The organism is Chryseobacterium sp. IHB B 17019, assembly GCF_001456155.1.
Classification (GTDB): Bacteria; Bacteroidota; Bacteroidia; order Flavobacteriales; family Weeksellaceae; genus Chryseobacterium.
The window spans coordinates 3,712,950-3,734,302 of the sequence record NZ_CP013293.1; the positions used below are offsets into that span (position 1 = coordinate 3,712,950).

Annotated in this window: 18 protein-coding genes; 16 read left to right on the forward strand and 2 right to left on the reverse strand. The window is 35.1% G+C overall.

Features of this window, described 5'->3' with window-relative positions; all coding sequences use genetic code 11:
* From ATE47_RS17180 to ATE47_RS17220, 9 genes are all read left to right on the forward strand, one after another.
* Nucleotides 1-921 (forward strand): ADP-ribosylglycohydrolase family protein, encoded by a 921-nt coding sequence (locus tag ATE47_RS17180; RefSeq protein ID WP_062163109.1) that lies wholly within the window; start codon nucleotides 1-3, stop codon nucleotides 919-921.
* Complete coding sequence (locus ATE47_RS17185; RefSeq protein WP_062163110.1) at nucleotides 911-1,420, forward strand: O-acetyl-ADP-ribose deacetylase; 510 nt, start codon at nucleotides 911-913, stop codon at nucleotides 1,418-1,420. The genes ATE47_RS17180 and ATE47_RS17185 overlap by 11 nt, the downstream gene beginning before the upstream one ends.
* Nucleotides 1,421-1,423: 3 nt before the next feature.
* A complete protein-coding gene (locus ATE47_RS17190; protein WP_062163111.1) occupies nucleotides 1,424-3,403 on the forward strand; it encodes a TonB-dependent receptor in 1,980 nt (659 codons plus the stop codon).
* Nucleotides 3,404-4,390: an AAA family ATPase gene (locus tag ATE47_RS17195; protein ID WP_062163112.1), complete on the forward strand. Its 987-nt coding sequence runs from the start codon at nucleotides 3,404-3,406 to the stop codon at nucleotides 4,388-4,390.
* Between the two features lie 132 nt (nucleotides 4,391-4,522).
* Nucleotides 4,523-5,209: an SIR2 family NAD-dependent protein deacylase gene (locus ATE47_RS17200; RefSeq protein ID WP_062163113.1), complete on the forward strand. Its 687-nt coding sequence runs from the start codon at nucleotides 4,523-4,525 to the stop codon at nucleotides 5,207-5,209.
* Nucleotides 5,210-5,247: 38 nt separating this feature from the next.
* A complete protein-coding gene (locus ATE47_RS17205; protein WP_062163599.1) occupies nucleotides 5,248-5,790 on the forward strand; it encodes an RNA 2'-phosphotransferase in 543 nt (180 codons plus the stop codon).
* A gap of 256 nt (nucleotides 5,791-6,046) precedes the next feature.
* Nucleotides 6,047-7,771 (forward strand): hypothetical protein, encoded by a 1,725-nt coding sequence (locus ATE47_RS17210; protein WP_062163114.1) that lies wholly within the window; start codon nucleotides 6,047-6,049, stop codon nucleotides 7,769-7,771.
* Nucleotides 7,772-7,911: 140 nt separating this feature from the next.
* Complete coding sequence (locus ATE47_RS17215) at nucleotides 7,912-8,193, forward strand: hypothetical protein (protein ID WP_062163115.1); 282 nt, start codon at nucleotides 7,912-7,914, stop codon at nucleotides 8,191-8,193.
* The gene (locus tag ATE47_RS17220) at nucleotides 8,183-8,590 is read left to right on the forward strand and encodes a hypothetical protein (protein ID WP_150114843.1); all 408 of its coding nucleotides are present in this window, start codon (nucleotides 8,183-8,185) and stop codon (nucleotides 8,588-8,590) included. Before ATE47_RS17215 ends, ATE47_RS17220 begins: the two co-directional genes overlap by 11 nt.
* Before the next feature lie 55 nt (nucleotides 8,591-8,645).
* Here ATE47_RS17220 and ATE47_RS17225 read toward each other — a convergent pair whose 3' ends face one another.
* Nucleotides 8,646-9,527, reverse strand: coding sequence for a cupin-like domain-containing protein (locus ATE47_RS17225; RefSeq protein WP_062163117.1), 882 nt, complete (start codon nucleotides 9,525-9,527; stop codon nucleotides 8,646-8,648).
* Nucleotides 9,528-10,420: 893 nt separating this feature from the next.
* Here ATE47_RS17225 and ATE47_RS17230 point away from each other — a divergent pair.
* Nucleotides 10,421-13,096: a carboxypeptidase-like regulatory domain-containing protein gene (locus tag ATE47_RS17230; protein ID WP_062163118.1), complete on the forward strand. Its 2,676-nt coding sequence runs from the start codon at nucleotides 10,421-10,423 to the stop codon at nucleotides 13,094-13,096.
* Nucleotides 13,097-13,151: 55 nt separating this feature from the next.
* Here the strand turns inward: ATE47_RS17230 and ATE47_RS17235 are convergent, their stop codons facing one another.
* The gene (locus ATE47_RS17235; RefSeq protein WP_062163119.1) at nucleotides 13,152-13,649 is read right to left on the reverse strand and encodes a DinB family protein; all 498 of its coding nucleotides are present in this window, start codon (nucleotides 13,647-13,649) and stop codon (nucleotides 13,152-13,154) included.
* 115 nt (nucleotides 13,650-13,764) lie between these two features.
* Here ATE47_RS17235 and ATE47_RS17240 point away from each other — a divergent pair, with 115 nt between their 5' ends.
* From ATE47_RS17240 to ATE47_RS17265, 6 genes are all read left to right on the forward strand, one after another.
* Nucleotides 13,765-14,667, forward strand: a complete 903-nt coding sequence (locus tag ATE47_RS17240) for a GLPGLI family protein (protein WP_082632633.1) — start codon at nucleotides 13,765-13,767, stop codon at nucleotides 14,665-14,667.
* Between the two features lie 132 nt (nucleotides 14,668-14,799).
* Nucleotides 14,800-15,054 carry a FeoA family protein gene (locus ATE47_RS17245; protein WP_082632634.1) on the forward strand — a complete coding sequence of 85 codons (255 nt, stop codon included), beginning with the start codon at nucleotides 14,800-14,802 and terminating at the stop codon, nucleotides 15,052-15,054.
* Entirely contained in the window at nucleotides 15,054-17,087 is a 2,034-nt protein-coding gene (gene feoB, locus ATE47_RS17250) for a ferrous iron transport protein B (RefSeq protein ID WP_062163120.1), read from the forward strand. The genes ATE47_RS17245 and feoB overlap by 1 nt, the downstream gene beginning before the upstream one ends.
* A 213-nt stretch (nucleotides 17,088-17,300) precedes the next feature.
* Nucleotides 17,301-18,326: a DUF4421 family protein gene (locus ATE47_RS17255; protein WP_062163121.1), complete on the forward strand. Its 1,026-nt coding sequence runs from the start codon at nucleotides 17,301-17,303 to the stop codon at nucleotides 18,324-18,326.
* Nucleotides 18,327-18,375: 49 nt separating this feature from the next.
* On the forward strand, nucleotides 18,376-19,758 hold the full coding sequence (gene glmM, locus ATE47_RS17260) for a phosphoglucosamine mutase (RefSeq protein WP_062163122.1): 1,383 nt from the start codon (nucleotides 18,376-18,378) through the stop codon (nucleotides 19,756-19,758).
* Nucleotides 19,759-19,883: 125 nt separating this feature from the next.
* Complete coding sequence (locus tag ATE47_RS17265; protein ID WP_062163123.1) at nucleotides 19,884-21,263, forward strand: tetratricopeptide repeat protein; 1,380 nt, start codon at nucleotides 19,884-19,886, stop codon at nucleotides 21,261-21,263.
* Nucleotides 21,264-21,353 lie beyond the last annotated feature (90 nt).

Below are 21,353 nucleotides of genomic sequence, written 5' to 3' on the forward strand. Positions count from 1 at the left end.
ATGAAATGTACATTAAAAGATAGAATTTCTCTTGCTTTAAGATGTCTCAATGGAGTTTCTATTGGAGATGCTTTTGGAGAAAGCTTTTTTGGAGAAGAGAATTTGATGAAAAAGAACATTTATCAAAAAACTCTTCCTCAAAGTTCTCTTGATTTTACAGATGATACAATAATGTCAATCGTTATTTTTAAATCTTTACAAAAGTTTGGAGAAATTGATCAAAATTTCTTGGCACAAGAGTTTACAAAAAACTATTATTTAGATATTAATAGAGGATATGGGCCATCAATGCATCAATATTTCAGATCGATTAAACAGGGAAATTGCTGGAAAGAAATTTCTTATTCTAAATTTGAAGGACAGGGTTCTATGGGAAATGGCGGTGCAATGAGAGCGTCTGCAATTGGGGCCTATTTTTATGACGATTTAGAAAAAATTAAAATAAATGCATCTCTTTCCTGTGAAGTTACCCATGCGAATAAAGAAGCGATAGAAGGAACAAAAGCTATAGCTTTGGCAGCAGCTTTTGCCGTGCAGGAGAAAAAAAGAGGAGTAGAGTTCAGCCAAAAAGATTTTATTCTAAAAATTCAGGGTGAATTGGACGATTCCGATATGAAAAGCAAATTAAATAAAGTTCTTTATATGGATGGAAATCCAAGCATTGAATTGCTGGTAAAAACGCTTGGCAATGGAATGAAAATGACAGCTCAGGACACTGTTCCTCTTGTTTTATGGATGCTTTCAAAGTATCGAAATGACTTTGAAAAGTGCCTTTGGAATACTGTTGCAGCATTAGGTGACAGAGATACAATCTGTGCAATGGCAGGAGGAATAAGTATTCTTTGTTGTAGCGAAAATACAATTCCGGATTGGACAAAAAAAGTAGAGAAATGGGAAAAAAGCAGATTTTATGAACATTGAATTAATAAAAGGTGACATCACCAAAATAAAAACAGACGCAATCGTCAACGCGGCCAATTCATCTTTACTTGGCGGAGGTGGTGTTGACGGAGCAATTCATCGTGTAGGCGGAAAACAAATTTTGGATGAATGTATTGAAATTAGAAACAGACAAGGAAAATGTAAAACGGGGGAAGCTGTTGTTACTTCGGCCGGAAATCTTCCTGCAAAGTATGTAATACACACCGTTGGTCCTATTTGGAATAATGATGAAGAAAAAAGTTCACATTTATTAGCAAATTGCTATAAAAACTCTTTGAAATTAGCAGAAAGTCTTGATGTTAAAATCATAGCTTTTCCTAATATTAGCACAGGGGTTTATAGGTTTCCGAAAGAATTAGCTGGGAAAATTGCTGTTGATGAAATTCAGAATTTTAATTCAGAAATTATTGAAAAAGTTATTTTTGTCTGTTTTGATGAGGAAAATGAAATGATTTATAAAAAGCTTTTAAATCTTTAAACCATGAAAAAGCTCACGCTTTTAGCAATATTTATCCCAATTTCTTACCTTTTTTCACAGGAAAAAGATTCAATCACAGATGTTCGGGAGGTGGTGATTCAAAGTGAAGCCGGAAGACGGCAGGCTGTGAATTTCCACAATATCAGTCCCTCTAAAAATATTAAAAACGTTGGTCAGGAGCCATCATTCTTATTGTCGGAATCTGTTCCGTCGGTAACGGCTTATTCGGATACAGGCGGAAACAATGGCTATTCTTACTACAGAATTCGCGGGATTGATCAGACGAGAATCAATGTTGCGATTGATGGGGCTCCAATGAATGAACCGGAAGATCAAGGGTCTTATTTTTCGAATTATCCTGATATTTTTAATTCATTTGATAAAGTTCAGATTCAAAAAGGAGTGGGTTTATCGAAGAATGGAACAGCGAGTTATGGTGGAAGTATCCAGCTTTTTTCTCCAGCTTTGATGGAAAGAAATCTTGAATTCGGCGCAAATTACGGTTCTTATAATTCATTGAGGCTGTACGGAAAATATACTTCAGGAATTAAAAATAACAAAGCAATTCACATAAGATTATCAGAAATTTATTCAGATGGCTACAAATACAATTCTACTAATCATGGTCAGTCTGCCTTTATCAGCGGAGGAATTTTTAAGGATAAAAGCATCTGGAAGTTTAATGCTTTGATAGGAAATCAGAGAAATCAACTGGCTTGGTTGGGGGTAACTCAGGAGCAGATTGATAAGGATCCCAGAACAAATGGAAACAGAGATGAAAAAGACAGATTTTTCCAGACATTCTTACAGGTTTTTAACCAGACGAAATTGAGTCACTCTTCTTCTCTTCAAAGTAGTATTCATTACACATATTTGAACGGAAATTATGATTTTAACTGGAATAATTTTATCGGATTACCGGAAAATGGAGAAATTTACAACTATGCTTTTGCTTCCAATTTTTTAGGTTTTTATACTAATTTTCAAAATAAGTTTAAAAATGGAAAAATTGTATTAGGAGTTAACGGAAATATTTATCACAGAAATCATATCGGAAGCGAAATGTCTCTCGGTGAATTGTACAGAAATACTGGCTACAAAAATGATGTAAGTGCTTTTGGGCAGGCAGAATTTAAAGCAGGTAAATTTATTTTCTCTGCAGATTTTCAATACCGATTTGCAGATTTCAGGTATAAAGGAGATCTTTCAATGGAAAAATTGGACTGGAATTTCTTTAATCCAAAATTTGGAGTTAATTATTTGATTAACAATACGTCAAATGTATATTTCAGCTTAGGAAGAGTGGGGAGGGAGCCGACAAGAAATGATATTTTTGCGGGAAATGATAATTTAATGTTGGATGAAAATAATCAATTGATACTAGGAACAATTACACCGGAATATGTGAATGATTATGAGTTAGGTTATTGTTTAAATAAAGAAAAATTAAAGTTGGAATTCAATGTGTTTTACATGGATTTTAAAAATGAAATTATACTAAACGGAAATTTCGGACCAAACGGATTAGCTTTAACAAATAAGGTCGATAATAGCTATAGAATGGGTGCAGAACTTTCATTAAATTATCAAATTAATGAACATTGGAATGTGAAAAATAATTCATCTTTTGTCTTTGCTAAAATTAGGGAAGAAAACATTTCGTTTAGTCCGATATTGACGCCAAAATTTATTGTAAATCAGGAAGTAAGCTATAAAATTAAAAATATTACAGTTAACTTAAATTCAAGGTTTCAAGACAGTTCACACATGGATTTTTCTAACACCACAAAACTGCCATCTTATGTCATTTTCAATTCAGGGATTTTGTATGATTGGAAACAGTGGCAGATAGGATTTTTCGTTAATAATTTGACGAATAAAAGATATTACAATTATGGATATACAGAGGCAGATGGAACAGGAAAGTATTTTATTCAAATGCCGAGAAACTATATGGTTTCTGTAAAATTTAAAATTTTTTAAATGAAAGGTTTTGTATTTGGAAAATTTTATCCGTTTCATATCGGTCATCAAAAGATGATCGAGTTTGCCCTTGAAAAAGGAAGTGTAACGGTTTTGGTATGTCATGAAGAAAGTGAAAAAATTGATGGTAATATCAGAAAACAGTGGATTAAAGAAACATTTCCGGACAACAATAATCTGAAAGTAAAAGTTTTTAAATACAGCGAAAGAGACTTTCCGAATACTTCGGTTTCCGATTGGGAAGCGTCCAAAATCTGGAGCCAGGTTTTCAATGAATATTTTCCTGCTGAAAATTTCCTCGTGACTTCCGAAGAATATGGGGAAATGCTTTCTGTGATTATGGATATTGAGCATTTTATGTTTGATGAAAAACGTGAAAACATCCAAATATCTGCATCAGAAATCCGCACAAATGTTTTTAAAAACTGGAACTATCTGCCATTAGCCGTTCAAAAATATTTTACATTAAAAGTTGTTTTTCTAGGAACAGAATCAACAGGTAAAACAATGATGACGAATAAGCTGTCTGAATATTTTAAAGCAAATAAAGTTTCCGAAGCGGGGAGAGACTTAATTTCGGATTCCAACAAATTTGAGTTTGAAGATCTTGAGAAAGTCTATACAGAACACGCCAACAGGATTGAAAATGTAGAACATAATGAAAGTTATTTAACCCTAATTGATACCGATATTCACATTACAAAATCTTATGCTGAATTTGTTTTCGGAAGAAAATTATTCGTTCCGGAAGAAATTATCGAGAAAAATAAAGCCGATTTATACCTTTATTCAACAAAAGATGCAGAATATATTCAGGACGGGACCCGCCTTGAATTGGAAGAAAGAAACAAGCTGGATGAAAGCCACCGGAATGTTTTAAAAGAAAACAAAGTTAATTTCCTGGAGATCTCCGGAAGTTGGGAGGAAAGGGAAAAAGCAGCGATTGCTCTTATTGAAAAGTTGATTTTAAACAGAAAAGTTATTTGATAAACTAAACAAATCTCTTTGCTGAGTATAAACTGAAAGTTTACGAACAGCCCTTTCGAAATAAAAAACAGATTATCATTAAGAAATTCTTTGTGAACTTTGCGTTAAAGAACAAGAATAAATTAAAAACCAATGAAAAAATTAACCATATTAACCGGCGCAGGAATCAGTGCCGAAAGCGGAATACAAACATTCAGGGACGGAAACGGCCTTTGGGAAAATCATAATGTAACAGATGTGGCAAGTCCGGAAGGATGGAGAAAAGACAGCGCTTTGGTGCTGGAATTTTACAATCAGAGACGGCGCCAGCTGCATGAGGTTCAACCCAATGATGCTCACAGATTATTGGCAGAACTGGAAAAATATTTTGACGTTCAGATTATCACTCAAAACATTGATGATCTGCACGAAAGAGCAGGTTCTACCAATATTCTTCATCTTCACGGGGAATTGTTCAAGTCCTGTTCGAGCAACAATAAAAAGCTGATTTACGAACAAAAAGGAGATATCAATATCGGGGATAAAGCTGAGGATGGTGCACAATTGCGGCCTTTTATCGTTTGGTTCGGGGAAGATGTTCCTTTGTACGAGACAGCCCGGGAAATCGTGAAAGACTCTGATATTTTACTGGTTATCGGGACTTCTCTGCAGGTATATCCGGCGGCAGGCTTGGTTCATGAGATCAAAGATGATTGCCTTTTAATTGTTATCAATCCCAATGAAACGGGCTTCGGATACGGAGAAAGAGCTGTTGTGATGAAAGAAACAGCAACCAAGGGAATGCAGTTATTATTTGATAAATTGGTAGATCTGGCGTAATGAAACATTACAAATAATTAATGAATAAAAACGCAACCATGAACGAACAAGAAAAGAAGAAAATAAGCAAGTTTCTAAGCCTTATCCTTCGACACCAGCCGGAAACAATCAATTTAACATTGGATGAGAACGGCTGGGCAAATGTTGAGGAATTGCGATCAAAATCGGGCAATAATAAAGTATATTTCACTTTAGAACAGCTCGATGAGGTAGTGGAAACTAATGATAAAAAACGTTTTATTTTTAATGAAGATAAATCAAAAATCAGAGCAAACCAAGGGCATTCTATTGATATTGATCTGGCTTTAAAACCCCAACAGCCACCGGAATTTCTTTATCATGGAACGGCTCAAAAGAATGTTGATTTCATTCTAGAAAAAGGGATTGAGAAAAGAAGTCGGCAGCATGTTCATCTGAGCTTGGATAAAGAAACAGCAACCAAAGTCGGAATGCGCCACGGAAAACCTGTTATTCTAATGATCAGAACAGGGGAAATGTTTAATGACGGAATTTTGTTTTACCTTTCGGAAAATGGAGTCTGGCTTACAGATTTTGTGGATGCAAAATATATTTCGAGATAATTATTTCCACAGATTCACCATAAATTTGTCATTCCGTAGGAATCTATACACGAATCTTTACAAACTAACCCTTAATAATTTCTACGGGATAACAAACAGAGAAAAGTCAAGCTTTATGTTGAATTTCTTTGCTGAGTGAAACGCCTTTGCGAATGAAAAAATACAAACATTAAATAATACTTTGCGATCTTAGCGTTAAAAACAAACAATCGGTTTCCTAAAGTTTCAGTAATTTTAAAGCTCGAAATATCACTCCATGAAACTGAAATATCTTCTATTTCCATTCGCCTCATCTTTACTTTTTGCACAGAATAATTTCCAGACACCTTTTGAGAAAGGAAATGGAAATCAGACGGCTAATTATGGTGAGATGAATGCTTATTATCAAAGTTTAGCCGAGAGTTTTAATACCATTCAATACCTCAAAAAAGGGGAAGATGATAATGGGAAGCCAATTTATGTTGTTGTCTACAACCCTTTTCCTGAAAAAGATTTAAATCAATTAAGAAAAGAAAAAGCAATTCTCTTCATCAACAATGGGATTCATCCTGGCGAACCGGACGGTATTGACGCTACCATGATGTTAATGAGAGATTTAGCTTCAAAAAAAATAAAAACTCCTCAGAATTTTATCGTTGCTGCCATCTCAGCTTATAATGTAAGTGGAATGTTAAATCGCGGTTCATATTCCAGGGCCAATCAGAATGGACCGGAGCAATACGGTTTCCGGGGGAATGCAAGGAATCTCGATTTAAACAGAGATTTTATTAAAGCAGATTCAAAAAATGCGAGGAGTTTTCAGGAGATTTATCAATGGCTGAAACCTGATGTTTTTATTGATAATCATGTAAGTAATGGCGCTGACTATCAATATACTTTCACCTATATTTCAACTTTTAAGGAACGATTGGGAACCGTTTTGGGAGAATACTTTTACAATAATTACCAGGCTAAAAATCTTGAAGATTTAAAGAAATTAGGGTATGAAAGCACACCTTATGTCAATATTCACGGTGATGTTCCGGAGGTTGGTTTTGCGGCTTTTGAGGATTCCCCGAGATATTCTACAGGCTACACCTCTTTGTTTAATTCTTTGGGAACCGTTCCGGAAACACACATGTTGAAGCCTTACGGCAAAAGAGTGGATGCAACGTACAAATATATGTTGGTTAATCTTCAAAATTTAGATAAAGACTACAAAAAGATAAAACAACTTCGGGTTGATAATTTAAAACAATACCAAGCTGGAAAACCGTATGGAATTCGTTGGAAAATAGATTCTACGAAATATTCTACCATGGATTTCAAAGGATATGAAGGAAAGTATAAGTCAAGTGAAATTTCCGGAAAGCCAAGGTTGTATTATGACAGGAACAAACCTTTCACAAAGAAAATCAAATTGTTTACAACGGCAATCCCCACCGGTTACCTTACAATTCCAAAATATTATGTGATTCCGCAATCGCAATATCGTGTCATTGAAGAGTTTAAGAGAAATCGCATTCAAATGAAACCTCTTCAAAAAGACAGTACAATTGCCGTGGAATCCTACAAGATCAATGATTTTAAAACAGTTAAAAATCCTTATGAAGGCCACTATCTTCATTACGAAACAAAGGTTGATAAATCAGATAAAAATATAACATTTTCGGAAGGAGACTACATCGTTCCGACCAATCAGGAAGGCGTAAAATATATTATCGAAACCCTCGAACCGGAAGCGTTAGATTCTTTCTTCAACTGGAATTTCTTCGACGGAATATTATCTCAGAAGGAATATTATTCAGCTTATATTTTTGAAGATACTGCAGCAGAATTATTAAGAAAAGATAAAACTTTAAAACAAAAATTTGAAGCTAAAAAATCTTCCGACAAGAAGTTTGCAGATGATGGAGAAGCACAACTTGACTGGATCTACAGAAACTCTCCGTACTTCGAAGAAAAAACATTCCGGCAATACCCGATTTACAGAATTTTATAATTTTAATATTTGAGTTAGTTTATTGATTGTCAATGTCTAATTTCAGTGTTTTTCACACACGGAATTGTTGTTTTCCCTGACGTTTTTTGTTTTTTACCAGACGAAATTTGCTTTAAGTAAAACCAAATAAAACTTACATTATGGCAACTAAAAAGCATTTTTTCGTTTCATTGGAAGGCGTAGACCTTACCGATGAGCAGTTGAAAAACATTGACAGGGGAATTCAAAGTGTTGTACTTTCCGAACTTTCAAAAGTAGATAATACACAGGCTTTTTCTGCACACAGAGATTTCAGGGGGTTGGTAAAACCTCTTAGAGTAAAAGAATGGTTTCCGTGGGGAATCATCATTTTCAAACCGGGAATTGATATCCAAGGCCAGATTAAAGACCTTCAGTCTCAAATCAAAAGTTATGGAGGTTAGTTTTAATTCTTCAAAGAAGATGTGTCCCAGCTATATTGGAAAAGTTGGGGCACAGCTTTTCGGAGTCATGAACAAGGACGGGAATGTTCAGTTTATTACGCCTCTTACCGTCACAGAAGATTTTCTTGAGCTGAATAAAGATCAAAACAGCCTGGAACAACGATTCCGGTTTACAGGAAAATGTGTGGAAAAAGGTTGCGCTCAATGGAATAATGAAGAATCTAAATGTTCATTGTCACAAAAAGTTCAGAATTTTAATACAAATCAACAGGCAGAATTATTCTTTTGCCCGATTCGTTCGCAATGCAGATGGTTTTTTCAAGATGGAAAAGAAGCATGTTTTTCATGTAACGAGATTACGAGGAATATGGAAGAACTTCTTTTGAATTTAGAATGAAGAAACTCAGTTTTAATTAAAAATAAAAGACGCTTCATATAGAAACGTCTTCTTTTTATTTTGGTAAGCCTCTTTTTAAAGCAATTTCTGCTCGTTTGATGGCTACTTTCTCTTTCCAGTCCATGTATTTTTTCTTGAAACTTTTCTTCATGATATCATCAAATTTGCGCTGAACCGTAAGATTCCATAAAGAATGTGCTTTTACAGCCCAGGATTTGTCCCAGGCTCTTAGCGAAATGGAGAAGCTTCCGTCCAGATATTTCATCCAGTGCCACCATCCGGTAGGCATAAATAAAGTGTCTCCGTGCTCCAGGAAGCACTCAATTCCTTCTATGCCTTCCAGTGCCGGGAACTTTGTAAAGTCTGGGTTTTCAATATCATAATCTTCCAATGCATAGGTTGCATAAGGAAGTTGGTACAGCCTTTCCTTCCATTTGTTTTCGAATAAAATGACATGTTTTCTTCCATTAAAATGGGTATGGAAAATATGGGCTAAATCGATATCAAAATGTAGAAACGTAACGGATCCCTTTCCACCGAAAAACATAGATGGATACTTGTCTAAGAAGCCACCCATCAGTTCTTTTGGAGAAATATAATCTTCCAATAATTTTTTAGCGTGTTTTATAGGATCAAAAAAGAAAATTCTAAGATCTGTAGGCTCTCTTTGGATGAGGTCTATATAATCTGCAAATTTCATTTTAGTGGTAGGTGTATTAATGGGAGCGGCGGGGTCTGCCTTGGAACTGTCATATAACGGAACTTCCACATCTCCAACTACTTCCTTCATGTATTCCATAGTCCATTTTTGATACGCCGGCCATTTTCTTGCCATATTTTTGATCACAACGGGCCTTCTTGGTTTAAGATATTTACTTATAAATTCTTCCTGAGTAATATCATCTACAACATCTATCGGCTTTAAGTTGATTCCCATTTTTTAAATTTTAATATTACAAAATTATTAAATAAAAATATATGTTAACAAGTTTAAGCTTTTTTTAATCTATGATTCAAATTTATTTTAACAATTCAGTCTGAATTTAAAATTTTAAAAGAATAATTAAGTAATATAAAAACAAAATACCCTGCAAAAGATTTACAGGGCAAAAACACAAATTGATTGAATAAAAATTCATTCTGATGCGAAGATAAAACTTTTATTTAATAAACAAAATCGGCCAAAAGAGGATAAAATATTGACATTTTGCTTTTGTTTTTTAAAATTTTATTTAAATGAAAAATTATGCTTCATATAAGAAATAATTTATCCCTTTTTGTTGAATGATTTATTGTAAAAAAAAATTTTTATTTTTTTTCATAGCAAACAAGAGTCTCATAATTTGCTGATTTTCTTATTAATACAATTTTATTTTATTCCTGGGTTTGTGACATGATATAAGTTGATGTTGCCTTAATCAGATTATTAAAATAAGATACCCTGAAAAAATCAGGGTATCAAAACACAAATAGGAAGAAAAAATTACATCCACCGATGCTTCCAATTCCTTAAACAATAATTTAGTGATATGAAGAAAAACTCACCATCGCGAGATTTGTGCAAAACTATAGATCATTAAAAAAAATCAAAAATTAAAATGCATAAAGTTTTATTTTTTGATTAAATAAGATTGATAAAGAGAAAAACGGAGAAAAATTTTCTATCAAACAATAAATATAATGTCAGAAAATAAAGAATCTGAAAACAATCAAAAATTATCACTAAGTTTGTAGTGATAAATAGAGCTTTAACCTTTTGTGTCAAAACCAATCTTTAAAGAAGTGTAACAAAAACGTGTAAGCACTAACTAATTAAGCAAATAATAAATTATGAAAATGAAAATCTCTCTATTCCTGTTGATTTTTCTCTCCGTACTGTCTTTTGCACAAAAAACAGTTTCCGGAAAGATCACGGATGAAGATGGTGTTGCTATTCCAAGCGCGAGTGTGACCGTGGAAGAGCCAGGAAAAGATGCAATCCTGGCCTACGCAATCACCAATTCTAAAGGAGAATATAAAGTAACCTTCACTTCTGCGGAGCCCAATGTAGACCTGAAAGTGAAGGCTTTCAACCAAAGACCTCTTACAAAACAAATCAATAACAGTGATCAAAGCCTGGATTTTAAAATGCAGGGTGAAGCCACGGAAATCAAAGAAGTTCAGTTGAAAACGAAGCTGATCACCGCAAGAGGTGACACCATTGCTTATGATCTTAAAGCTTTTGACAGCAAAAGTGACAGGACATTGGCTGATGTCATGAAAAAAATCCCGGGTATTGAAGTCAATACAGACGGAACAATTCTCTATCAGGGTAATGCCATCAACAAATTCTACGTAAACGGGAAAGACTTGATGGAAGGAGGATACGGAACGATCAATAATTCTCTTCCAAAGGATGCCGTACAGAAAGTTGAGGTTCTTGAAAATCACCAGCCCGTAAAAATCCTTCAGGATAAAGTGCCTTCTGACCAGGCCGCTATTAATATTAAGCTTAAAAACTCAGTAACAATGACTGGTCGTGGAGAAGTGGGAACAGGTTTCGGGGATCCATGGCTTTGGAACGTAAAATTAACGCCTATGTTTTTCGGGCAGAAAAGCCAGTGGGTTGTTAATTACAAGACCAACAATATGGGTGAGCAAGTGGAAAATGAAGGAAATATTCTGGCATTTGGAAGCCGGTTTGAAGGAAGAAGAATCAACGCTTCCCAAAATGACTGGCTAAATGTAGAAAACGCAAGTACTCCAAATCTTCCTGTGAAAAGATATTTAATGAATAGCGTACATTATCTGTCAGCAAACTATCTTACAAATATAGATAAGAAAAAAGAATGGGAACTAAAAGCTAATGCAAACTATACGAATAACGCAGTAGAAAGAGAATCTATTGATGAAACCAATTATTTCAACGGGGCTTCAAATATTGTTAAAATCCTTAATAATTTTTACACAGATAAAGCCAAAGGAGAATTGATTTTCACCAAAAATGCCAAAAAGGGATTCTTTAAAAATACAACCAGCTTCTCTCAATATTGGAATGCAGACAGAGGGGTAGTAAACAGGACAGACCGCGATGGTATTCAAACCAATGCCGATGAAGCTATTGAGTCGCCTACAGTATCTTTCCAAAACTCATTAAGTACAATTATTCCGTGGAAGGAAAAAATGGTAAATGTTTTATCTTTCATAAGTTATCAAACGGATAAGCAGACTTTAGAAGTTTCACCATCATCTTATTTGGCTATTCCAGGGTTTACACCGAACCCTGCAAGTGATTTTGTTCGTCAGGATTTAAGACTTAAAACCTTTGAAGCCAATCATTCCGCAAATATTGGTTTTTCTACAAAAGGATGGACTTTTACTCCGGAAGTTGGGTTTAATTTCAAATCAACAAATTTGGTTTCTGATTTGTCAAACATTACAACAATAGATGTATTACCAACGCAATATAGTAATGATCTAAAATATACAACAGCAACACCTTATGGAAGCTTAGGAGTAAATTATAAAAATGATGCATGGATGTTGTATGCAAACTTTCCGGTAAACTCCAATAATATCAAAGCGGAAGATCCTTTAAGGTTGGTTTCAAAGTCTGTAAATAAAGTTACTTTTGAGCCAAGTGTTTTTGCACAATATACTTTTGCTTCTTTCTGGAAAGCTTCGGTAAATGCCAATATCAACAACAATTTTGGTGAAATAAATACTGCCTATTCAGGGTTTTTAATGAACTCTCCAAACGGGATCAACGCCATGGATATTAATAATCCTATTCCTCAAAATAATAATAAATCCGCAGGAACAAGATTAGAATACAGAAATCCTCTGAATAACTTATTTTTTAATATCAACTACAGATTTTCTGATGCAAAGAGAAACCTTATCTCAAATCCTATCATTAATGATGCAGGATATACTACATTGCAATATATTGAACAGGATAATCATATTTTAAATAACAGCTACAGCGCAGAAGTAGGAAAATATTTTCCAAAATTTAAAACCAATGCATCACTTAGTTATAGTAATAATACAACGAAATCTGATGCTTTCTTAGATAACGAGTCCTATACTAATAATAATAACAGTCAATCATTCGGCGTGAAATTTAATAATACCTATTTCACCTGGATGAGCGTTGATTATAATGCAAGTTTCTCACGAACAAATCAGAAAAGTACAGGAAAAGTAATTACAAATGCTGAGAGAACAGGATTTACACATAATCTCGGGGTATTCTTCTATCCTATAGAAAACCACACAATTGGATTCAATTGGGATCAGATAAATACAAATGCAAACGATCAGAAATACCATAATGGCTTTTATGATGTGTCATATCAGTTTACATGGGCAAAAAAGAAGATTGATTTTGAACTTAAGTGGATGAATATCGCAAATAAAAAAGTATTTGAAACTTATGATATTAATACCACTAATATCAGATACACCAGAATCCAGCTTCGCCCAAGCCAGGTCATGTTCACCGTAAAATTCAACTTTAAATAAAAATAAAAACCAATCTCACTGAGGTTGGTTTTTTTATTATGATAAGAATTAAATTTTAAAATCCCTGATGATCTGCAGACGGGCCATAGCTTCCAGGCAATGGAATATCATTCAACCTGTAATACACTCCAAGCTGAGCCCTGTGATGCGTAATCTGATTCAAACTATGACGAATTGAGCCGTATTTTGACCATTTTGCCAGCTCTTCACCGTTGTTCTTCAATGCCCAGGTTTGGTTCAGGTCCTCTTCATTTGCATTTTCGAGAGCTTTATTGCTTGACTGATAATTTTCATCCAATGCTTTTAATAAATCCTCCCTTGTTGAAAGTTGTTTGGGCCTGTAATCTGTGTTGGCAAAATCAAGATCCGAAGTTTTCAGCATCGTATCTGCCCACCCGACAACCTCTGCAATATGCGTTGCAAGAGGCATCAGTTTCATGCTTTTTTCATGCGGAGTATAATCATTTTTTCCTTCAGGATAAATTTCAAAAAACTTTCTGGTCGTCTGATACTCTTCTTGAAGTTCATTTCTTAATTGGGATAAGGTGTCCATAATATTTGTTTTTAAGTTACTTAAAGATAGAACTTTAGGGATGAAGAAAAAAAATAAATTCAAAAAAACTGTAACAAAAGTTAGAAACCACTAACTAATTAGTAAACCCTTAAAAATGAAAAACCTATTTTCAATATTTTTTATTGCTCTTTTTGCTTTTGTAAATGCACAGGACAAAGATTCTAAAGAAACAGCCAACCGCTTTTTTTATGAATTGACCTTTAAGCCAAGGAAAGATTCAGCGAAGCTGGAAAAAGTGATGACAGTTCTTGATATTGTAAAAGACAAATCTGTTTACAGAGATTATACCGTGATTGGACAAGATTCAATTATTAAAGTTCAGATTGAAATGATGCAAAAATCTGGAGTATTTAAAGACATGTCTAAATCAATCAAAATGCCGAAATTTTCTGAAAAAATTGTTAAAACATATCCTGACATGAAAATGCAGTATATTGAGAGAATAGCAAGCGGATTCAGTCCAATGGGCATTGCATATAGTGAAACCATAAAATTCGACTGGAAAATTTCAAACGAAAAAGAAAAAATAGGAGCTTACAATGCTCAAAAAGCAACCGCAGAATTCGGAGGCAGAAAATGGACGGCATGGTTCAGTACAGATCTTCCTTTCCAGGATGGGCCTTATAAATTCTCAGGGCTTCCGGGATTAATTGTTAAAATCGAAGATGAAGGCAAAAACTACTCATGGATTCTTCAAGGGAACAAAAAAGTTCCAAATTGGGAAGAATTATCTTATGCAGAAAAAATTTCCAATATGAGCTTAAAGGTAACGGATATGCCAAGAGCCAAATTCGAAAAAACTTTTAATGACTTTAAGAAAGATCCGTTTGCTACGGCAAGACCAATGATGACACAGGAAATGATGTCTAAAACAATTCCCGGAATGGACGGAACAATCGGGGACATGATGAAAAAGCAGGAGAAAATGTACAAGGATTTCTTTAATTCTAATGACAATCCGATTGAGCTGACTCAGCCTTCTTCAGGGAAAAAATAGCATTCATATCAACTAAATTATATTTAAATCAACCCGGATACAGATAAGTGTTTGGGTTGATTTTTTTCATAAAACATTGTTATTTAGATTAAATTTAAATAGCCTATATTTGCAGACACAAAAAGTAGGCTTTTGAAAGATAAGGATTTACATAAGTTGAGCGGATTTCCCAAAAACAAAATGGGAAAGATTTTGGGGTATGATAATGACAGTCTTAGAATGCCCAATAAAATCATCGAAATGGGGCTTCTTCCGGAGACCGCGTTCAGGATTTTGTATCAGGCTCCCTTCAAGGGACCGATGTATGTAGAATTTGGGGATGAGAAAAGCCGTATCGCCCTTCGTGAGGAAGAAGGAGATTATATCATTGTCGAAGAATTGAATTAATGCAGGACACTCAGAAAAAACAGGTACTTTTAGTCGGAAATCCAAATGTAGGAAAGTCAACGGTTTTCAATGCACTTTGCAATAAAAAACAAAAGACCGGAAACTATGCAGGAGTTACCGTAGCGAGCCATTCGGGGCATTATACTTTTAAGAATGAGGAAGTTGAGGTCATCGACTTGCCGGGTTCGTACAGTATTTACCCGAGCTCGGAAGATGAAGCCATTTTTTCAAAATTTCTTATCGATGAGCAGAAAAATTATGCAGGTGTTATTTACATTCTTGAAGCATTAAGCTTAAAAAGAGGACTTCTTTTATTCCAACAGATTCAGGATCTTGGTGTTCCGATGATTTTGGTGGTAAACCAGATTGATCAGGCGGAAAGAAGGGGAATTAATATCGACATTCAAAAATTCTCAGACGCTTTAGGCATTAAAATTATTCAGACCAACGCTAAAGAGCAGATTGGTATTGAAGAAATTAAAAAAGCTGTTTTAAATAATCAGTTTGTAAAAGCAGAAAAACAATCGTTCGAAACGCCGAATGAGCATAAAGATTTTATTCAGAAAGTAGCTTCTCATAAAGGGATAGATAACGAATACAAAGCCTGGATGAGCCTTTCTTTGGGAACGGATTTAGGCAGAATCGAATCCATTATGGGGTTAATGAACGACCCGGATTCTAAAAGTCTCGTTCCGAAAAGATTACAGGTCCAGGAAACAGTAAGAAGATATCAGCATGTTGATAAGATTTTATCAAATGTTATATCCAAAAAACCTCAGTTTAAAGAATTATTGACAGAAAAGCTTGATAAAGTTTTAGTACATAAATTTTGGGGATATATAGTTTTTTTGATGATTTTATTAATCATCTTCCAAAGCGTTTTCTTCCTGGCCGAATATCCAATGAACTGGATCGACGATCTCTTCTCATGGACGGCCGCTTTCACGAGCGAACATTTACCGGAAGGACCTATCAACTCATTGATATCCAACGGAATTGTTCCGGGAATCGGAGGAATTGTAGTATTTGCGCCGCAAATTGGGATTTTACTGTATTTCCTGTATTTACTGGAAGATTCAGGATATATGGCGAGAGTTGTTTTCCTGATGGACAGGCTTTTACGACCATTTGGATTAAACGGGAAAAGCATCGTTCCGCTGGTTTCTGGGACGGCTTGTGCAATTCCGGCGGTAATTTCCACCAGAAATATTGAAAATTTAAAAGAAAGACTGTTAACCATTCTGGTAACACCCTTTATGACGTGTTCGGCAAGGCTTCCGGTGTACAGCATCATCATCGGATTGATTATTTCGGACGGAACATTTTTAGGAATAAAATATAAAGCTTTGGTGTTGATGGGGATGTATCTGCTCGGTTTCGCCGTAGCATTATTTTCCGCAGCAATTCTTAAAAGATTTATTAAAAATAAAGGTAAAACGTATCTGGTAATGGATTTGCCGACGTATAAAAAACCGCTTTTCGGATATGATCTTAAAATGGTTTTGGGTAAAGTCTGGGATTTTATTACCGGAGCGGGAAAAATTATTTTCATTGTAAGTATCATCATTTGGTTTCTGAGTTATTTCGGTCCAAAACAGAAGCCGAATCAATTTGTAGCCACGAATGTTGAGCTTGATCATTCCTACCTCGCCAAAATGGGAAAAGGAATTGAGCCGATAATTGAACCACTCGGCTACGATTGGAAAATGGGCGTCGGAATTCTGACGAGCTTCGTGGCAAGGGAAGTTTTCGTAGGAACGATGTCTACGCTGTACAGCCTGGAAGATGATGCTCCGGAAGTGAAAGTAATCGATAAAATGAAAAGAGACGTAAAACCCAACGGCGAAAAAGTTTTCAGTTTTGCAACAGGGGTTTCGGTACTTTTATTTTACGCATTTGCAATGCAGTGTGTTTCCACACTCGCAGTAGTCTACAGAGAAACCAAAAGCTGGAGATGGACCGGCCTACAGGTTGTGATGATGACAGGTTTGGCATATTTTGTGTCGATGATAGCATATCAGATTTTAAAGTAATGGATTCGCTTATTTTACAATATATTATTGTTTTTTTGGTCGTTGCATTTGCCTGCTATTCTTTATTTAAGATACTCAGGAAGAATTTTGCCCCGAAAAAATTCAGCTCAAAAAGAACAAACTGCGACAAAGATTGTGGATGTTCATAGGTTTTTAACACTATGAATTAAAAAAAACACTATTTTCAGCTCCGAAATATTAAGTTAACTCTATTTGAAACCAAAAGCAGCATATCTTTTTTTACTTGGTCTGTTGTACACGCCTGCGGATGCCCAGATCGACAGTACAAAAATCAAATCTTATGTAGATCAGGTAATGATCCGTGTCAATCTGGATACGAATCTGGAGAGTTTTACCTTTTCAGAAACGGATCAGGAAAATGTGATTAAAGAGATGGAATTTTCCATCAACAATAAGACAAAAACATCATTATCTCTTGATTACAGAAATATAAGTGCCACTTTATCCTTTGCTCCGAAATTTTTCCCTGGGAATAATGATAATGAATTGAAGGGAAACAGCTCTTACACAGATTTCAGATTAAGGTTTTTTCCTAAAAGATTCATCCAGACGGTTTACTATAAAAATGTAAAAGGATTTTATATTGAAAATATGCAGGATCTGATTCCGGGGTGGCAGGAAGAAAGAGATGGTTATCTGCAGTTTCCGGATTTTAGGGTGCAGACCTTCGGTGGTTCGACTTCGTATGTTTTAAAGAAAGATTTTTCGTTAAAAAGCATTTATACACAGAGCGAATGGCAGAAAAACAGCAGCGGAAGCTGGGTGCCGTTTTTAGATTATGACCTTACAATTTTCAGGGATGTCCTTGATGGCCAGAAAATTAAAGAATATCAATATAACATTGGAGCTAATATCGGCTACTTTTACAATTGGGTAATTGCCGATAAAGTAAGTGTTGCTCCTTATTTAACGGTAGGTTTCGGAGGAAAATTCACAAGCTTCAGAGATACTCTGGAAGATGGATCAAAAGGACCGAAAGAAAAAGCACAATATGCTACCGTGAGAGGGTCGGGAGGACTTCACATCGGATATAATTCAGATCGATTTTTATTTGGTGGAAAACTTAATTTCAATGCGTCTGCGTATGATGAGAAGGACAATTATACTGTTGAGAACAACAATATCTACGGATTAATCTATATAGGATATCGTTTTGCACCGCCAAAAGCAGTAAAAAACACTTATGATAAAATTCAAAAGAAGGTTCCTATTTTATAAGTATCTTTGCACAAAATTTATTTAAACTTTAAAAAAATATAAAAATATAATGTCGTTAATCAAATCTATTTCAGGGATCAGAGGAACTATCGGTGGAAGAGTAAATGATAACCTGACACCACTTGATGTTGTAAAATTTGCTTCGGCGTTCGGAACTTGGCTTCAGAATGAAAAAAATAAAAAAGATTTAACATTAATCATCGGAAGAGACGCAAGAATTTCCGGACAAATGGTTTCTTCTTTGGTTACAGCGACATTACAGGGACTTGGAATTAATGTAGTTGATCTGGGACTTTCTACCACTCCGACTGTTGAAATAATGGTTCCGGAACTGAAAGCAGACGGCGGAATTATCCTTACTGCTTCCCACAACCCTAAACAGTGGAATGCCCTGAAATTGTTAAACGATAAAGGAGAATTCATCAGTGGAGAAAATGGCGCAGAAGTGTTGGCTTTGGCTGAAAGCGAAGACTTCAATTATGCAGAAGTTGATGATTTGGGTAAGTATGAAACGAGAGATGATGCTTTTGATATTCATATCCAGCAGATTCTTGATTTGCCGATGGTAGATGTAGAAGCCATTAAAGCTAAAAAATTCAAAGTGGTTTTAGATGCGGTAAATTCTACAGGAGGAATTGCAATTCCGATGTTGTTGGATAAATTGGGCTGTGAAACCGTAAAACTATATTGCGAACCGACAGGTCATTTCCCTCATAATCCTGAACCGTTGAAAGAACATTTGGGAGACATTTGTGAATTGGTTAAAAAAGAAAATGCTGATTTTGGCGTTGTAGTAGATCCGGATGTGGACAGATTAGCATTAATCGACGAAAAAGGTGAAATGTTCGGCGAAGAATACACTTTGGTTGCTGTTGCAGATTATTTATTGAAAAATAAAAACGGCGTGGCGATTTCCAATCTTTCTTCAAGCCGTGCTCTGAGAGATGTTGCGCAATCCCATAACTCAGAATATTTTGCAAGTGCAGTGGGAGAAGTGAATGTGGTTACTTTAATGAAGGAAAAAAACGCAGTAATCGGCGGAGAAGGAAACGGTGGAATTATTTACCCTGATTTGCATTACGGAAGAGATTCTTTGGTAGGTGTAGCGTTGTTTTTAACGCATCTGGCTAAAGAAAATAAAACGGTCTCTGAATTAAGAGCCGGATACCCAAGTTATTTCATGGGTAAAAAGAAAATTGAGCTGACTCCGGAGATAAATGTTGATGATATTTTAACTAAAATGGAAAAAGAATATCAAAATGAAGAGGTGTCTACGGTAGATGGTGTTAAAATAGATTTTGAAAATAATTGGGTTCATCTTAGAAAATCTAATACAGAGCCGATTATCAGGATCTATACAGAGGCTAAATCTCAGGAAGAAGCCGATAAATTAGGTGATGACATGATAGCTAAAATCAATAGTTTGATTTAAAAAAATTAACAGCTAATTCATCATTTTAAAAAGGAATTATTATTAACTTTATAGTACTAAGATTTTCAGAACCGAGTATTTGTATATCTCATATCTCAAGTCTTAAATCTTAAAACTGTTTTATATTGGAAGAATATTTTGGAAATGAACTTGTAAAAAAGTTCGAAGAAATGATGGAAAACCATGATGAATTCTACTTTGATACAGAAGAGTTAGAGGATATCATTGTCTACTATCTGGAGCTGGGTGACTTTAATTATGCCGATACTGCGGTTAATTATGGGCTTAAGCTTCATCCCAATTCTTTAGATATCAAGATCAAAAGGCTTGAAATTCTTCTGGAATGGGAAGATTATAATACGGCGAAAGAGCTTATCGACGAGCTGAAGGGTTCTTCTATGGAAAACACAGACTTTTTGGTTTGCTACGCAAAGTATTATTCGAACCTTGGAAATCCTAAAAAAGCCATTGAAATTTGTAAGAAAGCTTTGGAATTAAAAGAAGAAGAGAATTTTCTTCATAATTTCATTGCAGATGAATATGTGAATTTAGGGGATCCTTTTAACGCTCTTAAACATTACAGAAAAGCACTGAAAGAAGATCCGACGGACGATTATGCGTTGGAAAACTGTATGGTTTGCTTTGCAGATTTGAATAAGAACGAGGAGGCAATTGCCTTTCTAAATGAATATTTGGATGAATTTGCCTATTCTGAAGTCGCATGGTTTGAGTACGGGCAATATTATTTCAACAGGAAAAATTATGAAGAAGCCATAAAAGGATATGATTATCTGTTGGCGATCAACTCAAGCTCTGTAGGTGTTTATGCCAATAAAGCGGCTTGTTATGAAGCTTTAGGTCAATACAAAAAAGCCATTGAGGTCTATGAAGAAATGCTGGAGCTGGAATACACGAAAGCATTTACATTTTATAAAATCGGACTTTGCTATAAGGCTTTAAAACAACCGATTATAGCTTTAAATGCCTTTCAGAAATCATTAAGGGAAGACCCTCAGTTTTATCTTGCCATGATGGAGCAGTCTTATCTTTACGAAGAAATGGGAGGGATGACGGAGGCGCTGCATTTTGCAAAAGAAGCCACTCACCTGAATGAAAATAATCTTGATTATCAAAAAAGGTTAGCATTTTTATTCATTGATGCGGGTAAGTTTGAAGAAAGTCTTTCCTGTCTTAAAAAACTGGTGGACGCCGAGCCTTCAAGGTTTTACAACTGGTATGCTTATTCCGAAGTATTGATGCTTTTGGGCGAATATGAGGAAGCTATTCTGGTTTTAAACAGAGCTGTAAAAGCGCATCACAGAGCGGAATTGTTTTACCAGCTGAGCAACTGTTATTTCAACTTGAAAGAACAGGACAAAGGTAAGGAAACATTGCTTCAGGCATTAGATTTAGATCCAACTTTAGTTTCGGATATGCAGAAAAAATATCCTTTCATTAAAGATGAGGTGAAAAAGGCCAAGGCAAAAGTAAAGAAGAAGAATTAAAAGTCTGGAAATTGTGGAAGCTTGACGTTTACAATTGGCTGCCTTTAAAATTATTAATTTAAATCAAAATAAAAACCCTGCAGATGTGCA